The organism is Aureimonas ureilytica DSM 18598 = NBRC 106430 (assembly GCF_000382705.1).
In the GTDB taxonomy this organism is placed as follows: domain Bacteria; phylum Pseudomonadota; class Alphaproteobacteria; order Rhizobiales; family Rhizobiaceae; genus Aureimonas; species Aureimonas ureilytica.
This window is the reverse complement of the sequence record NZ_ARQE01000001.1, coordinates 597,656-617,680: the sequence shown is the minus strand read 5'-3', so window position 1 is coordinate 617,680 and position 20,025 is coordinate 597,656. Positions and strand designations below refer to the sequence as shown.

Here is a 20,025-nt window from a genome sequence, read left to right as displayed (position 1 = left end):
CCGATCGGACCTTTCGGATTTCCGGCCGGGCCGCTCTTCGCGGCCCCGCCGAGCCACTCCAGGCCAACAGCCCTTCTCGTCTCGGGGCCCTATTCGTCTAGGGGTCCTTCTCGTTTCAGGGCCCTTCTCGTCTCAAGGGCCTTCTTGTCTCAGGACGGACAACGCTTGCTCGATTCCCACGACCCCACCGCTTCCGCCGCCCAGCTTCGTCACCCGTCCGAGGGCACGCTGGTGGCGCGCGGCATCACCAAGACCTATCGCGGCCGCCGCGTCGTGGATTCGGTGGATGTCGCCGTGCGGCGCGGCGAGGCGGTCGGCCTGCTCGGGCCGAACGGGGCGGGCAAGACGACCTGCTTCTACATGATCACCGGCCTCGTGCCTGTCGATGGCGGGCGCATCGAGCTGGACGGCCACGACATCACGCAGGTTCCGATGTATCGCCGCGCGCGGCTCGGCATCGGCTACCTGCCGCAGGAAGCCTCGATCTTTCGCGGCCTGTCGGTGGAAGACAATATCCGCGCCGTCCTGGAGATGGTGGAGCCCGACAAGGCCGAGCGCGAGCGCCAGCTGACCGCCCTTCTCGACGAGTTCCATATCGGACATCTGCGCAAGCAGCCCTCGACGGCGCTCTCGGGCGGCGAGCGGCGGCGCTGCGAAATCGCCCGCGCGCTGGCCTCGCGCCCGACCTTCATGCTGCTCGACGAGCCTTTCGCGGGCGTTGATCCGATCGCGGTCGCCGACATTCAGGAACTCGTGCGCCACCTGACGCGGCGCGGCATCGGCGTTCTCGTGACCGACCACAATGTGCGCGAAACGCTGGGGCTCATCGATCGCGCCTATATCATGCATGCCGGCGCCGTTCTCACCCACGGCGCGCCGCAGGAGATCGTCGAGGACGCCGACGTGCGCCGCATCTATCTGGGCGAGCAGTTTACCTACTGAGCGGGCGCGCCGCTCCGTCCCCTTGACAAGCAAGTTGCGGACCATTTTCCTGACGCCCATCCGACACGCCGTGCACGAGGCCTGAACGCCGCCCCGCGCGCCGCGTCCGAACGGGGATTCGAGCCAGGAGGGGAGCACCGTGAATCTATCCGTGAACCTCCAGATGCGTCAGAGCCAGTCGCTGGTGATGACGCCGCAGCTGCTCCAGTCCATCCGGCTTCTTCAGTTCCAACATGCCGAGCTTCAGGCCTTTCTGGAGCGCGAGGCCGAGGGCAATCCGCTGATCGAGCTGGAGCCCGGCGCGGGCGGCGCGGGTGGTCCCGATGGCGGCGAGGCCTTCGACCCATCTCCCCTCGCTGACGCCCCCCTCGCCGACCCCCTGTCCGTCGATCCGCTTCCCCTCACCGGCGTCAGCGACGACGCGGCGGTCTTTGCGGAAGCGGCGGAGCGCACGGGCGACGGCGAGGATCGCGCCTCGCCCGACCTGCCCTTTTCGGGCGAGGGTCTGGTCGTCTCGCAAGGCGGCTTCGAGGACGACGGCACGGATCGCCTCGGCGAAGCGCCGCGCTCGCTGCGCGACCATGCGCTCGGTGAGATCGCCGAGATCATCCGCGACGTGAGCGAGCGCGCGCTGGCGGAGGCCTTGTTCTGCGACCTCACGGACGCGGGCTATCTCAACGAGGGCCTCGACGATCGCATCGGCGAACTCGGCCTCGCGCGCGAGGCGGCGGAGGCGCTTCTCCTGCGCATTCAGGCGGAAGCCGAGCCGGCGGGTCTCTTTGCCCGGGATCTTGCGGAGTGCCTGGCGATCCAGCTCAGGCGCCAGGGTCGATTCGATCCGGTGATCGCCTGCGTGCTCGCGCATTTGCCGCTTCTGGCGCGGCGTGACTTCGCCGCGCTCGCCAAGCTGACGGGCGAGAGCGAGGCCGAGATCGCGGACATGCTGCGCGAGATCCGCGCGCTCGACCCGCGCCCCGGCTCCGGCCTTGCCGACAACGAGGCGACGCCGGTCACGCCCGACATCGTGGTGCGGGAGGATGCGTCCGGCGCCGGCTGGCAGGCCGAGCTGAACCCGGCGGCCTTTCCACGTCTCCGGGTCCACGCGCCGGCGACCCTTGCTCCCGCCGCGCGCCTTCGCGCCGGCGAGGACGGCTTTCTCAACACCTGCCAGCAATCGGCCCAATGGCTCCAGCGCTCGCTGGAGCAGCGCGCCCGCACCATCCTCAACGTCGCCGGCGAGATCGTGCGCCGCCAGGATGGGTTCTTCAGCAAGGGCGTCGCCGGGCTGAAGCCCATGACGCTGATGGACATCGCCGAGACCCTCGGCCTTCACGAATCGACCGTCAGCCGCGTGACCTCGGGCAAGTTCATGGCGACGCCGCGCGGCACCCTGGAAATGAAATTCTTCTTCACCGTGGCGATCGCGGCCTCGGGCGGGGGCGAGGCGCATTCGGCCGAAAGCGTGAAGCTGCGGATCGGCCAGATGATCGGTGCGGAAACCGCCGATTCGGTTCTGTCGGACGACGACATCGCCGCGCGGCTGAAGGGCGAAGGGGTGGAGCTTGCCCGCCGCACGGTCGCCAAATATCGCGAGGCGCTCGGGCTCCCCTCCTCCGTGCAGCGCCGCCGCGAGCGCAACGCCCGCCGGGCGGCCGCCGAGTAAGGCCGGGTCCGCGCCGCGCATCCTGTTCGCGCGGCCTGTCTCACCCATTCGCGCGCGAAGTTTCGCGCCACTCGCCATCGAGATCAAGTCTTTCGCCCGGCCTCGTTTTGCGCTGGAATATGACGGTTCCGTAAGGCCGGAACCAAAGCTCGCGCAGCGTCTTGGAAGAGATGGCGGGCTTCGGTTCACCAAGGGAGAACCGGCCGCCGGACGTTAGGAAGGAGAAACAGATGGCAGTTCGTGTATCGGGCCGGCATATGGATGTCGGAGAGGCCTTTCGCACCCGAATCGAGGAAAGGCTGAACGAGCAGGTCGCCAAGTATTTCGACGGCAATTTCACGGGCGCCGTCGTCATCTCCAAGGATTCCGCCCGCTACTGCGCGGACGTCACGCTGCATCTCGACAGCGGCGTCTATTTCCAGGCCACCGCCGACACGCACGATCCCGAATCCTCGTTCCTCGAAGCCATGGAGAAGATCGAGAAGCGTCTGCGCCGCTACAAGCGCCGCTTGAAGGACCACAAGGCCAACGCCAACAGCTCGCGCGAAGTGGCCTATACCGTCATGAGCGCGGTGCCGGACGAGGAAGACGAGATCCCCGAGGATTTCGCGCCGGCGGTGATCGCCGAGACCTCGCTGCGCGTCGGCACGATGAGCGTCGCCAGCGCGGTGATGGAACTCGACCGCCGCGACGGGCCGCTCGTGATCTTCCGCAACGGGGCCAATGACACGGTCAATATCGTCTACCGCCGGCCCGACGGGAATGTCGGCTGGATCGACCCCTCGACAGTTCGGGTCAAAGCCTGATAATCGGGCGCAACTCCAGCGGGCGCGGGAGGTCTTGCGAGGCCTCCCGCGCCTCGATCTGTCAGATCCCGGCCGGGCGATGCGCGGCCGGGCTTCCCGGCTTCTAGGGGGGCCGGGCGAAGTGGAAGGCCTTTCATCTTGGATCTAGCCGATCTGATCGCCGAAGACGCCATCCTTCCCGCCCTTCGCTCCCAATCCAAGAAGCAGGTGCTTCAGGACATCTCGGAAAAGGCGAGCGAGCTCACCGGACTTCCGGCGCGCACCATCTTCGAGACCATTCTCCAGCGCGAGCGCCTGGGCTCAACGGGCATCGGCAACGGCATCGCCATTCCGCACGGCAAGCTGAACGGCCTGCCCGGCATTCGCGGCGTCTTCGCGCGGCTGGTGAAGCCGGTGGAGTTCGAGGCGATGGACGACCAGCCGGTGGACCTCGTCTTCCTGCTGGTGGCGCCCGAAACCGCCGGGGCGGACCACCTCAAGGCGCTGTCCAAGATCGCGCGGATGCTGCGCAATCCGCAGACCGTGACCGACCTTCGCGCCGGGCGCGACGCGCACGCGCTTCATCACGTCATGACGCAGAGCCAGCCCACGCCTTGAGGGGCGAGGCGACCCTTCCAAGAAAACGTCGGACGGCAGGGTCCGGACAAACGAAAGCCGGCTCAGGAGCCGGCTTCGGTCGGTTCATGAAGCGCCTTTCGGCGCGAAGGTCTTGCCTGTCAGTGCAGGCTCACCGTCATCAGCTCGTTTTCCGTGGCGCTCGCCAGGATGGAGCCGCGGTCGTCGGAGACCGCCAGCGGCGTGCCGTCGGCCGAGAACAACGCCCAGAGCTTCAGGCCGGGGCGGATGGACTGCGCGGACGGGAAGCGCGCCCGGATATCGTCTGACGACATGCGGCGGAGATAGGCCAGATGGCCTTCGCCGAGCGCGGCGAGATCGGACTGGGACGGCCTGTTCGAAACGTGGTTCGTGATGGTCATGAACATCTCCTTCGAAAACAAACGGGCGATCGGCTCGACGGGTTTCATTCTTCCACGGCGATGTCGATCTTCCTCACCACTCGCTCTGGCTCAGGCTTCACCAAGTCCACCATCAGCAACCCGTTCTTCAACTGGGCGCCGAGGATGCGCATCCCGTCGGCGAAGAGAAAGCTCTTCTGAAACTGGCGCGACGCAATGCCCCGGTGCAGAAATTCACGGTCCGCCCGGTCGCTCTGCGAGCCCCGGATGGTCAACTGGTTTTCCTCGGTCGTGATCTCCAGGTCCTCGGGTCGGAACCCGGCCACGGCGAGCGTAATGCGGATGCCATGTCCGCCCGGCGCCCCGTCCTTGGCCTCGATGCCGATCCGCTCGATATTGAAGGGCGGGTAGCCATCGCTGCCCTTCCCCAACCGCTCGAGCGTCCGCTCCACCCCGTCGAAGCCGAGCAGCAACGGGCTGGAAAATGGCGTGAACCTGTTCATGTCTCGGCAAGCCCTTGTTTCAAGCGACTTATCGGCAGCAACCCCACATTCGCGGCGATCGCGGCCGATCCGTACCGAATATGGTTGCGGAAGCGGCCCGCTTCAATGCGCGACCTTTCCGCTCACCATCAAGAACCCGAAAGCTTGACGGAGGGCTAACGGGCGGGCGTCAGCTCTGCTTGTCGCTCGGCTCGAAGCGCAGGGCGACGCCGTTGATGCAATGGCGCTTTCCCGTGGGCGGCGGGCCGTCGTCGAAGACATGGCCGAGATGACCGCCGCACTGGGCGCAATGGACCTCGGTGCGCGGATACACGAGCACGTAGTCGGTCTTGGTGCCGACGCTGCCGGCGACCGATTCCCAGAAGCTCGGCCAGCCCGTGCCCGAATCGTATTTCGCCTCGGTCGAATAGACAGAATTGTCGCAGCCGGCGCAGTGGAAGAGGCCGGTCTCGTGGACGTTGAGGAGCGGGCTGGTGAAGGGCCGCTCCGTCGCCTCCTGGCGCAGCACCGCGAAGGCGTCCTGGCTCAGCCGGGCGCGCCATTCGCGCTCGCTATAGGTGACGGAAAAGGTCTCGGCTTCCGCCTCGTCGCGCCACAGGGCGCCGGCCGAGCCGACCGCGAGCGCGGCGAGCGAACCCGAAAGAAGAAAGCGGCGGCGATTCATGATGGCCTCCCGAGGTCTCAGAGCAAAAACGGGTGCGGCGCCCCGCTCCTCACATGGGAGCAGGGGCGCCGCGTTGGGAGGGCCGATCCCGAGCGGCCCGGCCCTTTCTCGATGCGACCGGTGGCCGCGATCAGGGCATCAGAACCGTGTCGATCACATGGACGACGCCGTTCTTCTGCATCACGTCGGCCTGCGTGACGGTCGCCACATTGCCCTTGGCGTCGGTCACGGTGAGCTTGTCGCCCTTCATGGCGAGCGTCAGCTCCTCGCCCTGTACGGTCTTCACCTTGTGCATGCCGCCGTCGTCCTTGATCATCTTCATCGCGGCTTCCGACGTCGCCTTGGCCGGGACCACGTGATAGGTCAGGATTTCGGTCAGCTTGGCCTTGTTCTCGGGCTTCACCAGCGTTTCCACCGTGCCGGCGGGCAGCTTCTCGAAGGCGGCGTTGGTGGGGGCGAAGACCGTGAAGGGTCCCGCGCCGTTCAGCGTGTCGACGAGACCGGCGGCCTTCACGGCGGCGACGAGCGTCGTCAGATTCGAGGCGTTCGGCGCGTTCTCGGCGATCGTCTTGTTGGCATACATCGGCGCACCGCCGACTTCGACCGACGCGCCCGACTGAGCATGGCTGGCACCGACGACGCTGCCGGCGAGCACGAGACCGAGCGCGGCGGAGCGAATGAGGGAGTGAAGCATGTCGCGTTTCCTCTGGTGGAGCTTCCCAAGCGGAAGTCGCGGGAGGTACGGACGCAAGACGCGTTCGGCTTCACGGCCAGCGATCACGAAAGGGTGAATCGACGTCAATCGGACACGCGCCCGCGCATCCGCTTGGTGTCGGAGCGGCCCTTCTTGGCCTGAAGCCGGCGTTCCACGGAGCCGCGCGTCGGCCGCGTCTTCTTGCGCGGCGGGGCGGGCGGCACGAGCGCCTCGCGGATCAGGGCGACCAGACGCTCGCGCGCATCCTCGCGGTTGCGCTCCTGCGTGCGGTGGCGCGAGGCTTCGATGAGGACTTCGCCCGCCTTGGTGGCGCGCTGGCCGGCGAGCTTCAAAAGCCGCTCCTTCACGTCCTCGCCGAGAACCGTCGAGGCGCTGGCGAAGAAGCGAAGCTGCACGGCGGTCGAGACCTTGTTGACGTTCTGCCCGCCCGGCCCGGCCGCGCGGATGAACACTTCCTCGATCTCGTCTTCGGGAATGATCGTGCGATGGCTGACCCGAAGCCCGCGTATCTCCTGTTCCATGACGCGCCCTTCTCGCGCTAGGCCTCAAGTCGGCCGCCAAGTCCCGAACGCGCCGAGCCGTGACAAAGGCCCGGGCGGAGCATCGCGCGGGCTCTTCGTTCGGGCAAAGCCTGATCCCCTGTCAAGCCGAGGAGCCAGCCGCCGCGAGAGCGACAGCGAAAAGGGCCCGCGCCCTTTCGGACGCGAGCCCCGCTTCTCCTCCCAGAGAAAGTCTCGTGCGCTAGAGGCTCACTCGGCCGCGAGCGGCAGCGTGGCGGGGGCGGCGCCCAGCACCGCCTCGTCCACATGCGCCTCGAACTTCTCGAAGTTGCGGCGGAACATGTCGGCGAGCTTGCTGGCCTGCGCGTCGTAGGCCGCCCCATGGCTCCAGGTCGAGCGCGGGTCGAGAATGGCACTGTCGACGCCCGGCACCGCCACAGGCACCTGGAAGCCGAAATGGGCGTCGGTGCGGAACTCGGCGTTCTTCAGCGAGCCGTCGAGCGCGGCGTTCAGAAGCGTGCGCGTCACCTTGATCGGCATGCGACGGCCCGTGCCGTAGGCGCCGCCCGTCCAGCCGGTCGAGACCAGCCAGCAGTCGACCTCGTGCCGCGCGATGAGATCGCGCAGGAGATTGCCGTATTCGGCCGGGTGACGCGGCATGAAGGGCGCGCCGAAGCAGGTCGAGAAGGTGGCTTCCGGCTCGGTCACGCCCTTTTCCGTGCCGGCGACCTTGGCGGTGTAGCCGGACAGGAAGTGGTACATGGCCTCGGCCGGGATCAGCTTGGCGATCGGCGGCATCACGCCGAAGGCATCGGCCGTCAGCATGATGATGTTCTTCGGGTGAGCGCCCCGGCCCGTGTCGCTGGCATTCGGGATGAAATGCAGCGGATAGGCGGCGCGGGTGTTCTCGGTCAGCGAGCCGTCGTCGAAGTCGGGAACGCGCTTCTCGTCGAGCACGACGTTTTCCAGCACCGTGCCGAACATGCGCGTCGTCGCGAAGATTTCCGGCTCCGCCTCGGCCGACAGGCGGATCGTCTTGGCGTAGCAGCCGCCTTCGAAGTTGAAGACGCCGTCCTCGCCCCAGCCGTGCTCGTCGTCGCCGATCAGCGTGCGGCGTGGGTCGGCCGAGAGCGTCGTCTTGCCGGTGCCCGACAGGCCGAAGAAGACCGCCGTGTCACCGTTCGCGCCGATATTGGCAGAGCAGTGCATGGGCATGACGCCCTTCTCGGGCAGGCGGTAGTTGAGGACGGTGAAGACCGACTTCTTCATTTCGCCGGCATAGGTCGTGCCGCCGATGAGGATGATGTTGCGCGTGAAGTCGCAGGCGATCACCGTTTCGGTGCGGCAGCCATGGCGCTCGGGGTCCGCCTTGAAGGACGGCAGGTCGATGATCGTCAGCTCCGGCACGAAGCTTTCGAGCTCTTCGGCCGACGGGCGGATCAGAAGATTGCGGATGAAGAGCGAGTGCCAGGCGAATTCGGTGACGACGCGGGCGCGGATGGCGTTCGCCTCGTCGGCGCCGCCCACGAGATCCTGCACGAACACGTCGCGGCCCGCCGCATGGGCCTTGAAGTCCTCGTAGAGGCGCTCGAAGGCCGCCGGGTCCATCGGCTTGTTGTTGTCCCACCAGACGCGCGGGTCGGTGTTCTCGTCGCGCAGGACGAACTTGTCCTTCGGGCTGCGGCCCGTGTGCTGCCCGGTGGTGACGACGAGCGCGCCATGCGCGGTCAGCCGGCCCTCGCCGTTGCGGACCGCGGTCTCGACCAGTTCGGCCTCGCCCTGGTTCCAGCGCACGGAAGCAAGGCCCGAAAGACCCGTCGACTCGAGCCCGATGCGGGGATTGCGGATTCCGATCTCTTCCATGCTGTCCGTCTCCTGGTCACGAACCGGCAAGCAACGCCGCTTCACGGCAACGAGATAAATCAGATCCGACGCGCCGACAACCGGAGTTCTACATAAAAATATAGCAAAATCAGTAGTTTAATCGGTTTAAGACGGGGAGATGACTGACTAAATCGGTTCAACCCATGTTTTCGTGACGCCTTGGCGCGAAGTTTTTTTATCGCGCCGGCGGGCCAGGGCCCCGGCACCTTTTCCGGCGAGCCGCGTTGCAGACGTTCAAGGGTGCGCAAGCGCCCGGTTCGCGATCGAAGGAAAGGAACAGCGCATGGCCGAGCAAGCGACCGACAAGTTCTGGGACATGGCCGAGGACTTCTCCACCTGCATGGTGACGACGCGCGACGGCGGCCGCCTGCGCTCGCGTCCGATGGCGCCCTACATCTCGCGCGAGCGCGGCCAGATCCTGTTCCTGACCGACGCGACCTCCCACAAGGTGGACGAGGTGGAGGCCGATTCGCAGGTGGCCTGCAGCTTCACGCAGACCGACGAATATGTCGCCGTGTCGGGCACCGCGCATGTCTCGCAGGACCGCGCGCTGATCGACGAGATCTGGGACGACGAGGCCGAGGCCTGGATGCCCCAGGGCAAGGACGGACCCAACGTCGCCGTTCTCGTGGTCTCGCCGTCGCAGGCCGAGATCTGGGACGTGACCTCCAACAAGATCAAGCAGGCCTGGGAATTCGCCAAGGCCTATGTCGGCGACAAGCCCCAGCCGGACACGACCGAGAACGTCAAGGTGCAGCTCTGAGCGAGCCGCGCATCCGCTGAACTGGAGCCCCTGAACCGGGAAGGCGGTCGGCGCGAGCCGATCGCCTTTTTCGTGTGACGTCGTCTTTCGGGACGCCCTTTTCGCCTGCGATGCGGCTCGGCGGGCGCGCTCAAAATCCGGTGTGCGGCCGGCACCGTTTGAAAAAGTGTCACGAACGCCACATTTGACAGGCAAGGGCATGACGCGAATCGAGGGTCGCGCCCCGGCCGCCCGTCTTGCCGTCATGGGTGGGGGGGCTTGCGCGCCCTCGAAAAAGCGGCAAAGCGACGGGCGCGGCCGAACCGTTCGGACGGCGCGCTTTCCCGTCGATATGACGAACATGGAGTTGAGATTTCATGCCGACGATTGCGCTGGTGGACGACGACCGGAACATCCTGACGTCCGTCTCGATCGCGCTCGAGAACGAGGGCTATCGGGTCGAGACCTACACGGACGGCGCGTCGGCGCTGGAGGGCCTGTCCGCCCATCCGCCGCATCTGGCGATCTTCGACATCAAGATGCCCCGCATGGACGGCATGGAGCTTCTGCGCCGCCTGCGCCAGAAGTCGGACCTGCCGGTGATCTTCCTCACCTCCAAGGACGAGGAGATCGACGAGTTGTTCGGCCTCAAGATGGGCGCCGACGACTATATCCGCAAACCCTTCTCGCAGCGCCTTCTGGTGGAGCGGGTGCGCGCCATCCTGCGGCGCGGCCAGCCGCGCGACGCCTCGGCGCCGGGCGGCGGCAAGACCGGCCCGTCGCCTGAATCCTCGCTGGAGCGCGGCCAGCTCGTGATGGACCAGGAGCGCCACACCTGCACCTGGATGGGCCAGCCGGTGACGCTCACCGTGACCGAGTTCCTGATCCTGCATTCGCTGGCGCAGCGTCCGGGCGTCGTGAAGAGCCGCGACGCGCTGATGGACGCCGCCTATGACGAGCAGGTCTATGTGGACGACCGCACGATCGACAGCCACATCAAGCGCCTGCGCAAGAAGTTCAAGGCGATCGACGACGACTTCGACATGATCGAGACGCTCTACGGCGTGGGCTACCGCTTCCGCGAAGTGTGAGCGAGCGCGACGCAACGCAGGCGGGAGCCGACTTGTCCGCAGGTTCGACCGACAGCGACACGCAGCCGTCCTCCCCGCGACGCAGCCCGCGCGCGCGCTGGCGCCGCGTGCCCTTCGTGCGGCGCAGCCTGATCCGGCTGCGCTGGCTGCTCGGCCATTCGATCTTCTCCTCGCTGACGCGGCGCATCGTCTTTCTCAATCTCGTCGCGCTGATCGTCCTCGTCTCCGGCATCCTCTATCTCAACCAGTTCCGTGCCGGCCTGATCGACGCGCGGGTGGAAAGCCTGCTGACGCAAGGCGAGATCATCGCCGGCGCGATCGCGTCTTCGGCGACGGTCGAGACCAATTCCATCACGCTCGATCCCGAGCGACTTCTGGAGATGCAGGCGGGCTCGACGCTCCAGCCCAATCCCGACCTGTCGGAATCGCTCGACTTCCCGATCAATCCCGAGCGCGTCGCCCCGCTCCTGCGCCGCCTGATCTCGCCGACGCGCACGCGGGCCCGCCTCTACGATCGCGACGCCAATCTCATCCTCGATTCGCGCCATCTCTATTCGCGCGGCCAGATCCTGCGCTACGCGCTGCCGCCGGTGGAGAAGGAAGACGAGACGACGCTGGAATGGATGGGCAACAAGCTCGCCCGCCTGTTCGGCCATGGCGACCTGCCGGTCTACAAGGAAACGCCGGGCGGCTCGGGAACGATCTATCCCGAAGTCATGAGCGCGCTGACCGGCGGTCCGTCCACCGTGGTGCGCTCCACCGAAAACGGCGAGCTGATCGTCTCCGTCGCCGTGCCGATCCAGCGCTTCCGCGCCGTTCTCGGCGTGCTTCTCCTGTCGACGCAGGGCGGCGACATCGACAAGATCGTCCAGGCCGAGCGCATGGCGATCGTGCGCACCTTCGCGGTCGCAGCCCTCGTCACCGTGGTTCTGTCGATCCTTCTCGCCTCCACCATCGCCACCCCCTTGCGGCGCTTGTCGGCGGCCGCGATCCGCGTGCGGCGCGGCGTCAACGCGCGCGAGGAAATTCCCGATTTCGGCGACCGCGCCGACGAGGTCGGCCATCTCGCCTCCGCCATCCGCGACATGACCAACGCGCTCTATGCCCGGATGGACGCAATCGAGAGCTTCGCCGCCGATGTCAGCCACGAGCTGAAGAACCCCCTCACCTCGCTTCGTTCGGCCGTCGAGACCCTGCCGCTCGCCCGCAACGAGCGCTCGCGCGAGCGGCTTCTGGAGGTGATCCAGCACGACGTGAAGCGGCTCGACCGGCTCATCACCGACATTGCCGACGCCTCGCGGCTCGACGCGGAGCTTGCGCGCGAAGTCGCCGGCACGGTGGATCTCGCCGCCCTGATCGGCTCGGTGGTGGACGGGGCGCGGGCGCATCTGAAGGAAGGGCGCGACACGAAGATCGAGCTGCAGCTCGGCCCCCTGCCCCAAGGCAAGACCTATCGCGTGGCCGGGCACGACCTGCGCCTCAGCCAGGTCTTCACCAATCTGATCGACAATGCCCGCTCCTTCGTGCCCGAGACCGGCGGCACGATCACGGTGCGCCTGCGCCGGCAGAACCGGCGCGTCGTGACCACCGTCGAGGACAACGGGCCGGGCATCCAGGCCGAGAAGATCGACCGCATCTTCGAGCGCTTCTACACCGACCGGCCGGGCGCCGAAAGCTTCGGCCAGAATTCCGGCCTCGGCCTTTCCATCTCGCGCCAGATCGTGGAAGCCCATGGCGGGTCGATCGAGGCCGAGAACCTCCTGAAACCCGACGGCACGCTCGCCGGCGCGCGCTTCACCGTCTCGCTGCCGGCCGACGAATGAGCCCGCCCAATCTCCACGCGACGCTGGTTGTGGTGGACGGGCGCGGCGTCCTGATCCGGGGCGCGTCGGGGGCCGGCAAGTCCTCGCTCGCGGTCTCGCTCCTGCGCCGCGCCGAGGGCGCCGGCTGTTCGGCGCGGCTCGTCGCCGACGATCAGGTTTTGGTGGAAGCCCGAGGGGACGCCGCCTTCGGCTCTCCCCCGCCGGCCATTGCCGGGCTGATCGAGATTCGCGGCGTCGGCCTCCTGCGCCAGCCCTTCGCGAGCGAAGCGCGGATCGATCTCGTGGTGGACCTCACGGCCCGCGAGGAGATCGAGCGCCTGCCCGAACCTGCCATCGCCGAGATCGCCGGGATCGCGGTTCGCCGCATCGCCCTTCCCGAGCGCGACCCGGCCTTCGGGGCGGATGTCCTCCTGACGCTTCTCGCCTCCCCCGTAAACGAAGACGGCGGGGAAGCGGGCTGACCCCGCTTCCCCGCCGCGTTGTCTTCGCGAGACCGCCGTCAGATATTGCGCTCGATCGCGCCCTCGATCCGGCCAAGCACGCCTTCGGTGCCGGATTTCGAGGTCTGCGCCGACTGCGCGCCGCCGTCCGGCCGCGCCGGGGCGAGCGAAGGCTTGCCGCCCATCGGCTCGGACTGCATGGCCGTGAACTCGCCCTTGCCGTCCATCGAGGGGCCGGAGGTCCAGCGTCCCTGCGGGATCGAGCCGTCCACCATGTGGCCGAAATAGGCGTAGGAATATTTCTGGTTTTCCTTCTCCTGCGGGAAGGAATTGGGGATCGGAAGGTTCATCTCGTCACCGCCCATGTCTTCCAGCGCGGCCAGCCATTGCTGCTGGTGCATCGTGTCGCGCGCGATCATGAAGCCCAGCATCTCCTTCATGCCGGGATCGTCCGTCATGTTGTAAAGCCGCACGGCGAGCGCCCGGCCGGTCGATTCGGCGCAGACATTGGAATACATGTCCGCCGCGATATTGCCGGAGGCATAGATGTGGGACATGTCGAAGGGCACGCCGTTGGCGTCGACCGGCATGGCCGCGAGGCCCGCCGACAGCACGTGTCGCATGTCCATGCCGTTGAGGACGGCGCCCGCCGCCGTGTCGGCCGAGATGTCCTCCTGAAGCGAAAGCGGCGCCTTTTCGAGATTGAGCGCCACGGCCGTCGCCAGCATCTCGATATGGCCGAGTTCCTCGGTCGCCGTGTTCAGGAGCATGTCGCGATACTTGGCCGGGCCGCGCGCGCCGAACGCCTGGAACATATACTGCATGGCGACGCGAATTTCGCCCTCGACGCCGCCGATCGCCTGTTGCAGCGCCTTGGCGAAGACCGGGTTGGGACGTTCGACGCGCACCGGAAACTGCAGCTTTCCATCGGTATAGAACATAGGTTTCAGCCCTTCGGGTCAGGTTTGGAAGTCCCCAAAGGAAGGAATTATTAACCTCGGCGTTCCGGTTTTGCGGTTCGACTTTTACGAAGCCACGAAACGGTCGCTTGTTTATTGGCCAGACACGAAAAACCCCGCCCGGCATGGAGCCGGACGGGGTTTTAAACTATGACATAGTTCGCGGCGCCAGAGCGCCCCACCGTCATGGCATGGGGATCAGGCGGCTTCGGGGCGCGCGTAGTCGAGCTGGTCGGCGATCGCCGTCAGCTTCTCGTCGGTCGCCTTTTCCTCCTGAAGCGTCTCGTCGAGCAGCTTGGCCGCGTCGTCATAGCCGAGCTTCGTCGCCCAGGTCTTCAGGAGGCCGTAGCGCGCGATCTCGTAATGCTCGATCGCCTGGGCGCATCCGATCAGCACCTGATCGGCGGCGTCGGTCTGGCCGAAATCCTCCAGATCCTCCTCCATCTCGGAGGTCAGGCCCTGCATGGCCTCGCAGGTCTTGGCGCGGGCGCTGCGGCCGATCATCTCGAAGACCTGCTGCAGCCGCTCCACCTGCCCCTGGCTTTCCTCGGCATGGGCTTCGAAGGCCTGACGCAGTTCGTCCGCCTGGGCTGCCTTGGCGGATTTCTTGAGCGCGCGAACCGACTGCTTCTCGGCGTAGTACACGTCCTTGAGGGTCTCGTAGAAAGCGTCTTCGAGGGTCTTGGGCTTGGCCATGGTGGTCGCGTCCTCTTTCGGTGGAGGGGGGCCCGCGCGGCGGCGCCGGCCCGTCGTTACGATCGCTTCAGCAATCGCCGCGCCCCTGGCCCGTTCCCGGAAATGAGAGTGGCAGGCTATGCACAGCCGGCTGACTTTCCGGCGCCCCGCGCCCCGCTGCTGCGCGATCGTCCCGCGGACGCATCCCGGCGCGCACGCGTCGAACGTGTCGATTTCGCCTTGCGCCGCCGGCTTTTCCCGCCTCTTCCCTCTTTTCTTCGCGCCGCGATACGCCATTCTGGGTCGATGGGCACCGAAATCGAACGCAAGTTCCTTCTGCGCGGCGATGGCTGGCGCGAGACGGCGGACCGGGGAACCGAGATCCGGCAATTCTACCTCGCGGCGCGCGAGGGCGTCTCGGTGCGCGTTCGCATCAAGGACGAGGCCAAGGCGCTCCTGACCGTGAAGAGCGGCGTCGGCCTCAGCCGGGGCGAATACGAATACGAAATCCCGCTTGAAGATGCGCGCGAGATGGAAGCCGCCCGGCTCGGACATGTCCTTGCCAAGCGCCGGTTTCGCGTGCCGCTCAGTGAGCTGACCGTCGAGGTCGACGTGTTTTCCGGCGATCTCGCCCCCTTGGTTCTGGCCGAGATCGAATTGCCGGACGAAGCCCATCCGTTCGAGCGGCCGGACTGGCTGGGCGAAGAGGTCAGCGAGGACGCCCGCTACACCAATGCCGCGATGGCGCTCCACGGACGCCCGCCCTCGGGCTGACCGCCGGCCCTCACGAACCGCAACGATCACAGGACGATCATGGCCTACCGCTTCCATCCTCGCTCGCCCCTCGACGCCAATCTGCGCCGCATCGCGGGCGAGCAGATCGAGAAGGCCATTCGCGACCTGACCGACGAGGCGGGCGACCGGCACGAGGGCGTCCACGAGGCGCGCAAGCGCATGAAGAAGCTGCGCGGCCTCCTGCGGCTCGTGCGCTCGGGCGCGCCCGGCTTCACGGCGCGCGAGAATGTCCGCTTCCGCGACGCAGCCCGGCTCCTGTCGGGCGTGCGCGACCGCACCGCGCTGATCGAGGCGCTGGACGGGCTGGAGCAGCGCTTCGAGGGCGAGGTCGCCACCGAGTCCTTCGCCGTGGTGCGCACGGCTTTGGAGCTGAAGCGCGAGGCGGCCCAGGCCGCGCTCGACGCCGAAGGCTCGCACACGGCCGAAACCGTCGCGGCGCTCGAGGAAGGCCGCGCGGCGGTGGAAAGCTTCCGCCTGCCCGCCAAGCGCCAGGACACGGTTCTGCGCCGCAGCCTTCGCGCCAATTACGCCCGCGCCGTCGCCGATCTCGAACTGGCCCAGGCGAGCGGCGAGGCCGCCGCCTTTCACGACCTGCGCAAGCGCGTCAAATATCTCTCCATGCATCTGAAGCTCCTGGAGCCGGCCTGGCCCGAGGCGCTCGCCCCCTTGCGCGCGGAGGCCGAGCAGGCCGGCGACGAACTCGGCCGCGACCACGATTATTCGGTTCTGCGCGCCGAGATGGCCGCCGACCCCGAGAGCTTCGGCGCGCGGGCCGATCTCGACGTGGTGCTGGCGCTTCTCGACCGGCATCAGAGCGAGCTGCGCGCCAGCGCCGTGCGCCGCTGCGAACGCCTGCTTCAGGAAAAGCCCAAGGCCTTCGCCAAACGCCTCCAGTCGCTGCTCGCGCTGAGCGCCGACGAGCCGAGCGAAGCCGCGCCCCCCGAGCCCCCGGAAGCCGCCCGCCGCCGCGCGGAAAGCTGAGCGGGGGCCTTTCCGCTGGATGGCAGCGAGGTCGCGGGTATGCCCTGCGCCTGGGGTTCGGCCGGAAACTGGCGCGCGCGTCGGCTTCGCGATACGAGACAGGCGATGACATCGGTCTTCTCGTCATGAAACGCGCGCCGCCGCCCCGTTCCGGCTCCCTCCGATCCGGGCCGCGCTCCGGCGCGCCCGCTTCGCATGCGCCGCGCGCCGGCCAGTCTGCGGCCAAGTCCGCGTCGAAGCCCGCACGCACGGGGCATGGGCTGGCGCGCGTTCTGTCCAAGCTCGGCTATTGCTCGCGCACGCAGGGCGAGGCGCTGGTGCGCGAGGGGCGGGTCAGCGTCGACGGGCGGGTGATCCGCGATCCCGAGCACCGGACCGATCCTTCCTCCATGCGCGTCGCCGTGGACGGCCAGCCGGTGCGCGCGGAGGCGCCCGTCACCTTGATGCTGAACAAGCCGCGCGGCCTCGTGACGACGCGCGACGACCCCGAGGGGCGCGAGACGATCTACGCTTGCCTCGAAGGTCTCGACCTGCCCCATGTCGCGCCGGTCGGGCGTCTCGACAAGGCGAGCGAGGGCCTCCTTCTCCTCACCAACGACACGGGCTTCGCGCAGCGCCTGCTCGACCCCGCCTCGCATGTTCCCAAGACCTACCATGTCCAGATCGACCGGCCCGCGAACGAGGCGCTTCTCGCCGCCATCCGGGGCGGCGTCGAGGATCGCGGCGAATGGCTGGGCGTGCGCTCGGCGCGCTGGCTGCGGGAGGGCACGCGCAGCGCCTGGGCCGAGATCGTGCTCGACGAGGGCCGCAACCGCCACATTCGCCGGCTTCTCGCCGCGCTCGGCGCCGAAACGCAGCGCCTCGTGCGCGTGGCGATCGGCGAGCTGACGCTCGGCGACCTGCCGAAGGGCGCGGTGAGGCGGTTGAGCGAGGCCGAGCGGGCGCTTCTGGAGCGTGGCCGCTAGGGCCGGCCTGCTCCCCGAAAGCGGCGCCGATCCCGTGGCCGAGCGACTTGGCCCTCGCCAAGCCCGCGATCGCCCGGCCGCCACACCGCGTGCCGTCAGCTCGCTCGGCGCATGTCCTCCACGGTCTCGCCGATCGCGAACCCGTTTCGCCCCTTCGTCTTGGCGGCATAGAGCGCGGCGTCCGCCCGGGCCAGAAGCGAGGCCGGCGAGGTGACGCCCGCCTGGCGCCCGCTCGCCGCGCCGACGCTGACCGTCACCATCTGCAGCCCGTCGGGGCGCGCGGGATGCGGAATGCGGGCGATCTGCACGGCGCGCACCAGCCGCCTCGCCCAGCGGACGGCGTCCGCCTCGTCCTCCACCTTCACGATGACGGCGAATTCCTCGCCGCCGAAGCGGGCGCAGAAGGCCTCGCCGCCGTGCGCCGCGGCGGCCAGCGCATCGGCCACCCGGCACAGGCATTCGTCGCCGGCGGGATGGCCGAGACTGTCGTTGTAAGGCTTGAAATGGTCGATATCGATCATCATCAGCGCCAGATCGCCGGGCGCCGACCACCACGCGTCGATCGTCTCGGACAGATGGCGCCGGTTGGGCAGGCCGGTCAGCGCGTCGGTGCGCGACAGGTCCTCGAAGGTCCGGCGCGCCGCATCGGATTGTTGCGCCAGCAGCGTCGCGCCGAGCGCCGACACGTAATCCTCGCAGCGTCGCCGCTCGACCCGATAATTGCCGCACAGCGCGAAGGCGGCGGCGGTGACGATCTGCACGGTGAAGGCGAGCTGGACGGTCGGCGAAAGGCCCGGCTTCAGGAAGATCGCCAGGAGCGTCATGGCGAGGGCGCAGGCGCTGAAGGCTGCGGCATAGCGAAAGCGCAGCGCCAGAAGCATGTTGGCATAGACGATGCAGAGAAAGAGTTCGCCAAAGGTCAGGAGGCCGAGCGGGCTCTCGGTCAGCCAGAACTGCCAGACCGGAAAACCCTGCGCGCCCAAGATGCCGCCGAAGATCAGGCGCTCGTTCCAGACGGGCGGCAAATGGCAGACGGCCCAGGCGAGCGCGGCCATCAAAGGCGTGAAAAGGCCGAGCCGCAGCCCGATCCCCAAAGCCGCGATATCGGGCATCAGGAGAAGGGCGGTCAGGCTGTAGACATTGTAGAAGCAGAGCCCGAGCAGGATGGCCGAACGCAGCTCGGCCGCGCGCTCCGCCCCGTGATCCGCGTCGTAGCGTGCCTGGAGCGGCGGGGCGAATTGCAGCCATCGGCCGATGGCCGGTCGCTCGCCGAGGCCGAAGACCCTTTGAATCGTCGCCTGAATCATGGGGCCTCCGCCGTTTCTCAAAGAGGAGTAACCGGAAGAGGTGAAATTCTCTTTAGAGGGCCAAACATCTTGGCACGATGAACTTTCACCCAAAATCCTGCGACAGGACAGAGCTTGAAAGCCGGGCGTCGTTCTTCGCGGGAAGGCGGCGAGGCCGGAATGGGTCTAGAGGCCCATGTTGTGCGGCCCGCCTCTGTCGCGAAAAAGACATTCCCTTTCCGCCGCGACAACGCATGGCGATGCTTCGCGGCAATGATACGCAAGACTTATATTCCGCGCACTGTTTCGCGAGGAGGCCGGCCGCGCCGCGTCCGCCGCCGGCCCGGAGTGACGTGATGACCGATGCAACCTTCCGCCCGAGCGCCTCGCTCCCCGGCGTTCCCGGCCTTGGCGCGCTCGCCGCGCTCGGGCTCGGCGCCCTTGCACTCGGGGCCGCCTATGGGCCGCGCCAGGGCGCGCTTCTTCTTCTGGGCGGCGCGCTCGGGCTGACGCTCTATCATGCGTCCTTCGGCTTCACCTCGGCCTGGCGCGTCTTCATTCTGGACGGGCGCGGCCGGGGCCTGCGTGCGCACATGGCCATGCTGGCGCTCGCCGTCGTCCTGTTCTTCCCCGCCATCGCCTCCGGGTCCTTGTTCGACCTGCCGGTGAAGGGCTCGCTCGCGCCGCTTTCCACCGGCGTCGTGGTCGGCGCCTTCCTGTTCGGCATCGGCATGCAGATGGGCGGCGGCTGCGCCTCGGGCACGCTGTTCACGGCGGGCGGCGGCAATGCGCGCATGGTGCTGACGCTTCTGTTCTTCGTGATCGGCTCGGTTCTCGGCACCGTTCATTTCGACTGGTGGCTGTCGCTGCCGGCCCTCGAGCCCGTGTCGCTCGTCCAGAGCTTCGGTGCCGCCGGCGGCATCGCGCTGTCGCTGCTCCTCTTCGCGGGGATCGCCGCGCTCACCGTCCTCGTGGAACGCCGCCGGCATGGCGCGCTCGAACGCGAGGCCCCCGCGCCCCGGCAGGGCCTCGCCCGTTTCGCGCGCGGCCCCTGGCCGGTGATCGCGGGCGCGCTGGCGCTGGCGGTCCTGAACTTCGTGACGCTGGCGCTCGCCGGCCGCCCCTGGGGCATCACCTCCGCCTTCGCGCTCTGGGGCGCCAAGGGCGCGGTGCTTCTCGGGTTCGAGCCGAGCCAGTGGAGCTATTGGCAGACGCCCGCCAATGCCCGCGCCCTGTCGGACAGCGTCTTTGCCGACATCACCTCGGTCATGAATTTCGGCATCGTCGCCGGCGCCATGCTGGCGTCGAGCCTTGCGGGCCGCTTCGCGCCGAGCCTTCGCATTCCGCTGCGCTCGGCCCTTGCGGCGGTGATCGGCGGCCTCTTGCTGGGTTATGGCGCGCGCATCGCCTATGGCTGCAATATCGGCGCCTATTTCTCCGGCATCGCCTCGGGCTCGCTGCATGGCTGGCTCTGGCTCGTCGCCGCCTTCGCCGGCAACATGGTCGGCGTCCGGCTGCGGCCCCTCTTCGCGCTCGGTCGTTAAGCCCGCGCCATGCCGTTGGGGAAACCTTAAGGGACTTCCCCTACCTAATCGAGAAGGACAAGCAGGCGGCTCCCAGGGGGCCGCCTTTCCT

General features: G+C 67.7%; 21 protein-coding genes. 12 read left to right on the top strand and 9 right to left on the bottom strand.

Translation table 11 applies throughout. The features are described 5' to 3' along the window. The first annotated feature begins 165 nt into the window (after positions 1-165). From lptB to ptsN, 4 genes are all read left to right on the top strand, one after another. Positions 166-942: an LPS export ABC transporter ATP-binding protein gene (lptB, locus tag B146_RS0102970; protein WP_019994928.1), complete on the top strand. Its 777-nt coding sequence runs from the start codon at positions 166-168 to the stop codon at positions 940-942. 139 nt (positions 943-1,081) lie between these two features. Then, complete coding sequence (rpoN, locus tag B146_RS0102965; protein WP_019994927.1) at positions 1,082-2,605, top strand: RNA polymerase factor sigma-54; 1,524 nt, start codon at positions 1,082-1,084, stop codon at positions 2,603-2,605. Between the two features lie 230 nt (positions 2,606-2,835). Further along, positions 2,836-3,411 (top strand): ribosome hibernation-promoting factor, HPF/YfiA family, encoded by a 576-nt coding sequence (gene hpf, locus B146_RS0102960; RefSeq protein WP_026358274.1) that lies wholly within the window; start codon positions 2,836-2,838, stop codon positions 3,409-3,411. Positions 3,412-3,549: 138 nt separating this feature from the next. Next, a complete protein-coding gene (gene ptsN, locus B146_RS0102955) occupies positions 3,550-4,008 on the top strand; it encodes a PTS IIA-like nitrogen regulatory protein PtsN (RefSeq protein WP_019994925.1) in 459 nt (152 codons plus the stop codon). Between the two features lie 119 nt (positions 4,009-4,127). Here the strand turns inward: ptsN and B146_RS0102950 are convergent, their stop codons facing one another. The 6 genes from B146_RS0102950 to B146_RS0102925 form a co-directional block, all read right to left on the bottom strand. Continuing rightward, entirely contained in the window at positions 4,128-4,388 is a 261-nt protein-coding gene (locus tag B146_RS0102950; RefSeq protein WP_026358273.1) for a BQ00720 family protein, read from the bottom strand. Positions 4,389-4,432: 44 nt separating this feature from the next. Continuing rightward, complete coding sequence (locus B146_RS0102945) at positions 4,433-4,870, bottom strand: Hsp20 family protein (RefSeq protein ID WP_019994923.1); 438 nt, start codon at positions 4,868-4,870, stop codon at positions 4,433-4,435. 169 nt (positions 4,871-5,039) lie between these two features. Next, a complete protein-coding gene (gene msrB, locus B146_RS0102940; protein WP_019994922.1) occupies positions 5,040-5,534 on the bottom strand; it encodes a peptide-methionine (R)-S-oxide reductase MsrB in 495 nt (164 codons plus the stop codon). 130 nt (positions 5,535-5,664) lie between these two features. Next, entirely contained in the window at positions 5,665-6,228 is a 564-nt protein-coding gene (locus tag B146_RS0102935) for a fasciclin domain-containing protein (protein WP_019994921.1), read from the bottom strand. A gap of 104 nt (positions 6,229-6,332) precedes the next feature. After that, positions 6,333-6,770, bottom strand: a complete 438-nt coding sequence (gene arfB / locus B146_RS0102930) for an alternative ribosome rescue aminoacyl-tRNA hydrolase ArfB (RefSeq protein ID WP_019994920.1) — start codon at positions 6,768-6,770, stop codon at positions 6,333-6,335. A 228-nt stretch (positions 6,771-6,998) separates the two neighbouring features. Further along, positions 6,999-8,612, bottom strand: a complete 1,614-nt coding sequence (locus tag B146_RS0102925; protein ID WP_019994919.1) for a phosphoenolpyruvate carboxykinase — start codon at positions 8,610-8,612, stop codon at positions 6,999-7,001. A 304-nt stretch (positions 8,613-8,916) separates the two neighbouring features. Here B146_RS0102925 and B146_RS0102920 point away from each other — a divergent pair, with 304 nt between their 5' ends. The 4 genes from B146_RS0102920 to B146_RS0102905 all read left to right on the top strand — a co-directional run bounded on the left by B146_RS0102920 (position 8,917) and on the right by B146_RS0102905 (position 12,750). Continuing rightward, a complete protein-coding gene (locus tag B146_RS0102920) occupies positions 8,917-9,396 on the top strand; it encodes a pyridoxamine 5'-phosphate oxidase family protein (RefSeq protein WP_019994918.1) in 480 nt (159 codons plus the stop codon). Between the two features lie 356 nt (positions 9,397-9,752). Then, positions 9,753-10,466: a response regulator transcription factor gene (locus B146_RS0102915; RefSeq protein ID WP_019994917.1), complete on the top strand. Its 714-nt coding sequence runs from the start codon at positions 9,753-9,755 to the stop codon at positions 10,464-10,466. Positions 10,467-10,498: 32 nt separating this feature from the next. After that, the gene (locus B146_RS0102910; protein WP_026358272.1) at positions 10,499-12,289 is read left to right on the top strand and encodes a stimulus-sensing domain-containing protein; all 1,791 of its coding nucleotides are present in this window, start codon (positions 10,499-10,501) and stop codon (positions 12,287-12,289) included. Continuing rightward, the gene (locus B146_RS0102905; protein ID WP_019994915.1) at positions 12,286-12,750 is read left to right on the top strand and encodes an HPr kinase/phosphorylase; all 465 of its coding nucleotides are present in this window, start codon (positions 12,286-12,288) and stop codon (positions 12,748-12,750) included. The genes B146_RS0102910 and B146_RS0102905 overlap by 4 nt, the downstream gene beginning before the upstream one ends. Positions 12,751-12,788: 38 nt before the next feature. Here the strand turns inward: B146_RS0102905 and B146_RS0102900 are convergent, their stop codons facing one another. Both B146_RS0102900 and B146_RS0102895 read right to left on the bottom strand, forming a co-directional pair. Continuing rightward, a complete protein-coding gene (locus B146_RS0102900; protein WP_019994914.1) occupies positions 12,789-13,670 on the bottom strand; it encodes a manganese catalase family protein in 882 nt (293 codons plus the stop codon). Positions 13,671-13,886: 216 nt separating this feature from the next. Then, the gene (locus B146_RS0102895) at positions 13,887-14,384 is read right to left on the bottom strand and encodes a YciE/YciF ferroxidase family protein (RefSeq protein WP_019994913.1); all 498 of its coding nucleotides are present in this window, start codon (positions 14,382-14,384) and stop codon (positions 13,887-13,889) included. A gap of 285 nt (positions 14,385-14,669) precedes the next feature. On the opposite strand from B146_RS0102895, the gene B146_RS0102890 reads away from it, so the two are divergent. From B146_RS0102890 to B146_RS0102880, 3 genes are all read left to right on the top strand, one after another. After that, positions 14,670-15,137: a CYTH domain-containing protein gene (locus tag B146_RS0102890; RefSeq protein WP_019994912.1), complete on the top strand. Its 468-nt coding sequence runs from the start codon at positions 14,670-14,672 to the stop codon at positions 15,135-15,137. A gap of 39 nt (positions 15,138-15,176) precedes the next feature. Continuing rightward, a complete protein-coding gene (locus B146_RS0102885) occupies positions 15,177-16,139 on the top strand; it encodes a CHAD domain-containing protein (RefSeq protein ID WP_019994911.1) in 963 nt (320 codons plus the stop codon). Between the two features lie 125 nt (positions 16,140-16,264). After that, complete coding sequence (locus tag B146_RS0102880; protein ID WP_019994910.1) at positions 16,265-17,104, top strand: pseudouridine synthase; 840 nt, start codon at positions 16,265-16,267, stop codon at positions 17,102-17,104. A 95-nt stretch (positions 17,105-17,199) separates the two neighbouring features. Here the strand turns inward: B146_RS0102880 and B146_RS24835 are convergent, their stop codons facing one another. Further along, a complete protein-coding gene (locus B146_RS24835; protein WP_019994909.1) occupies positions 17,200-18,411 on the bottom strand; it encodes a GGDEF domain-containing protein in 1,212 nt (403 codons plus the stop codon). A 335-nt stretch (positions 18,412-18,746) separates the two neighbouring features. On the opposite strand from B146_RS24835, the gene B146_RS0102870 reads away from it, so the two are divergent. Continuing rightward, on the top strand, positions 18,747-19,934 hold the full coding sequence (locus B146_RS0102870) for a YeeE/YedE family protein (protein ID WP_019994908.1): 1,188 nt from the start codon (positions 18,747-18,749) through the stop codon (positions 19,932-19,934). Positions 19,935-20,025: the final 91 nt, after the last annotated feature.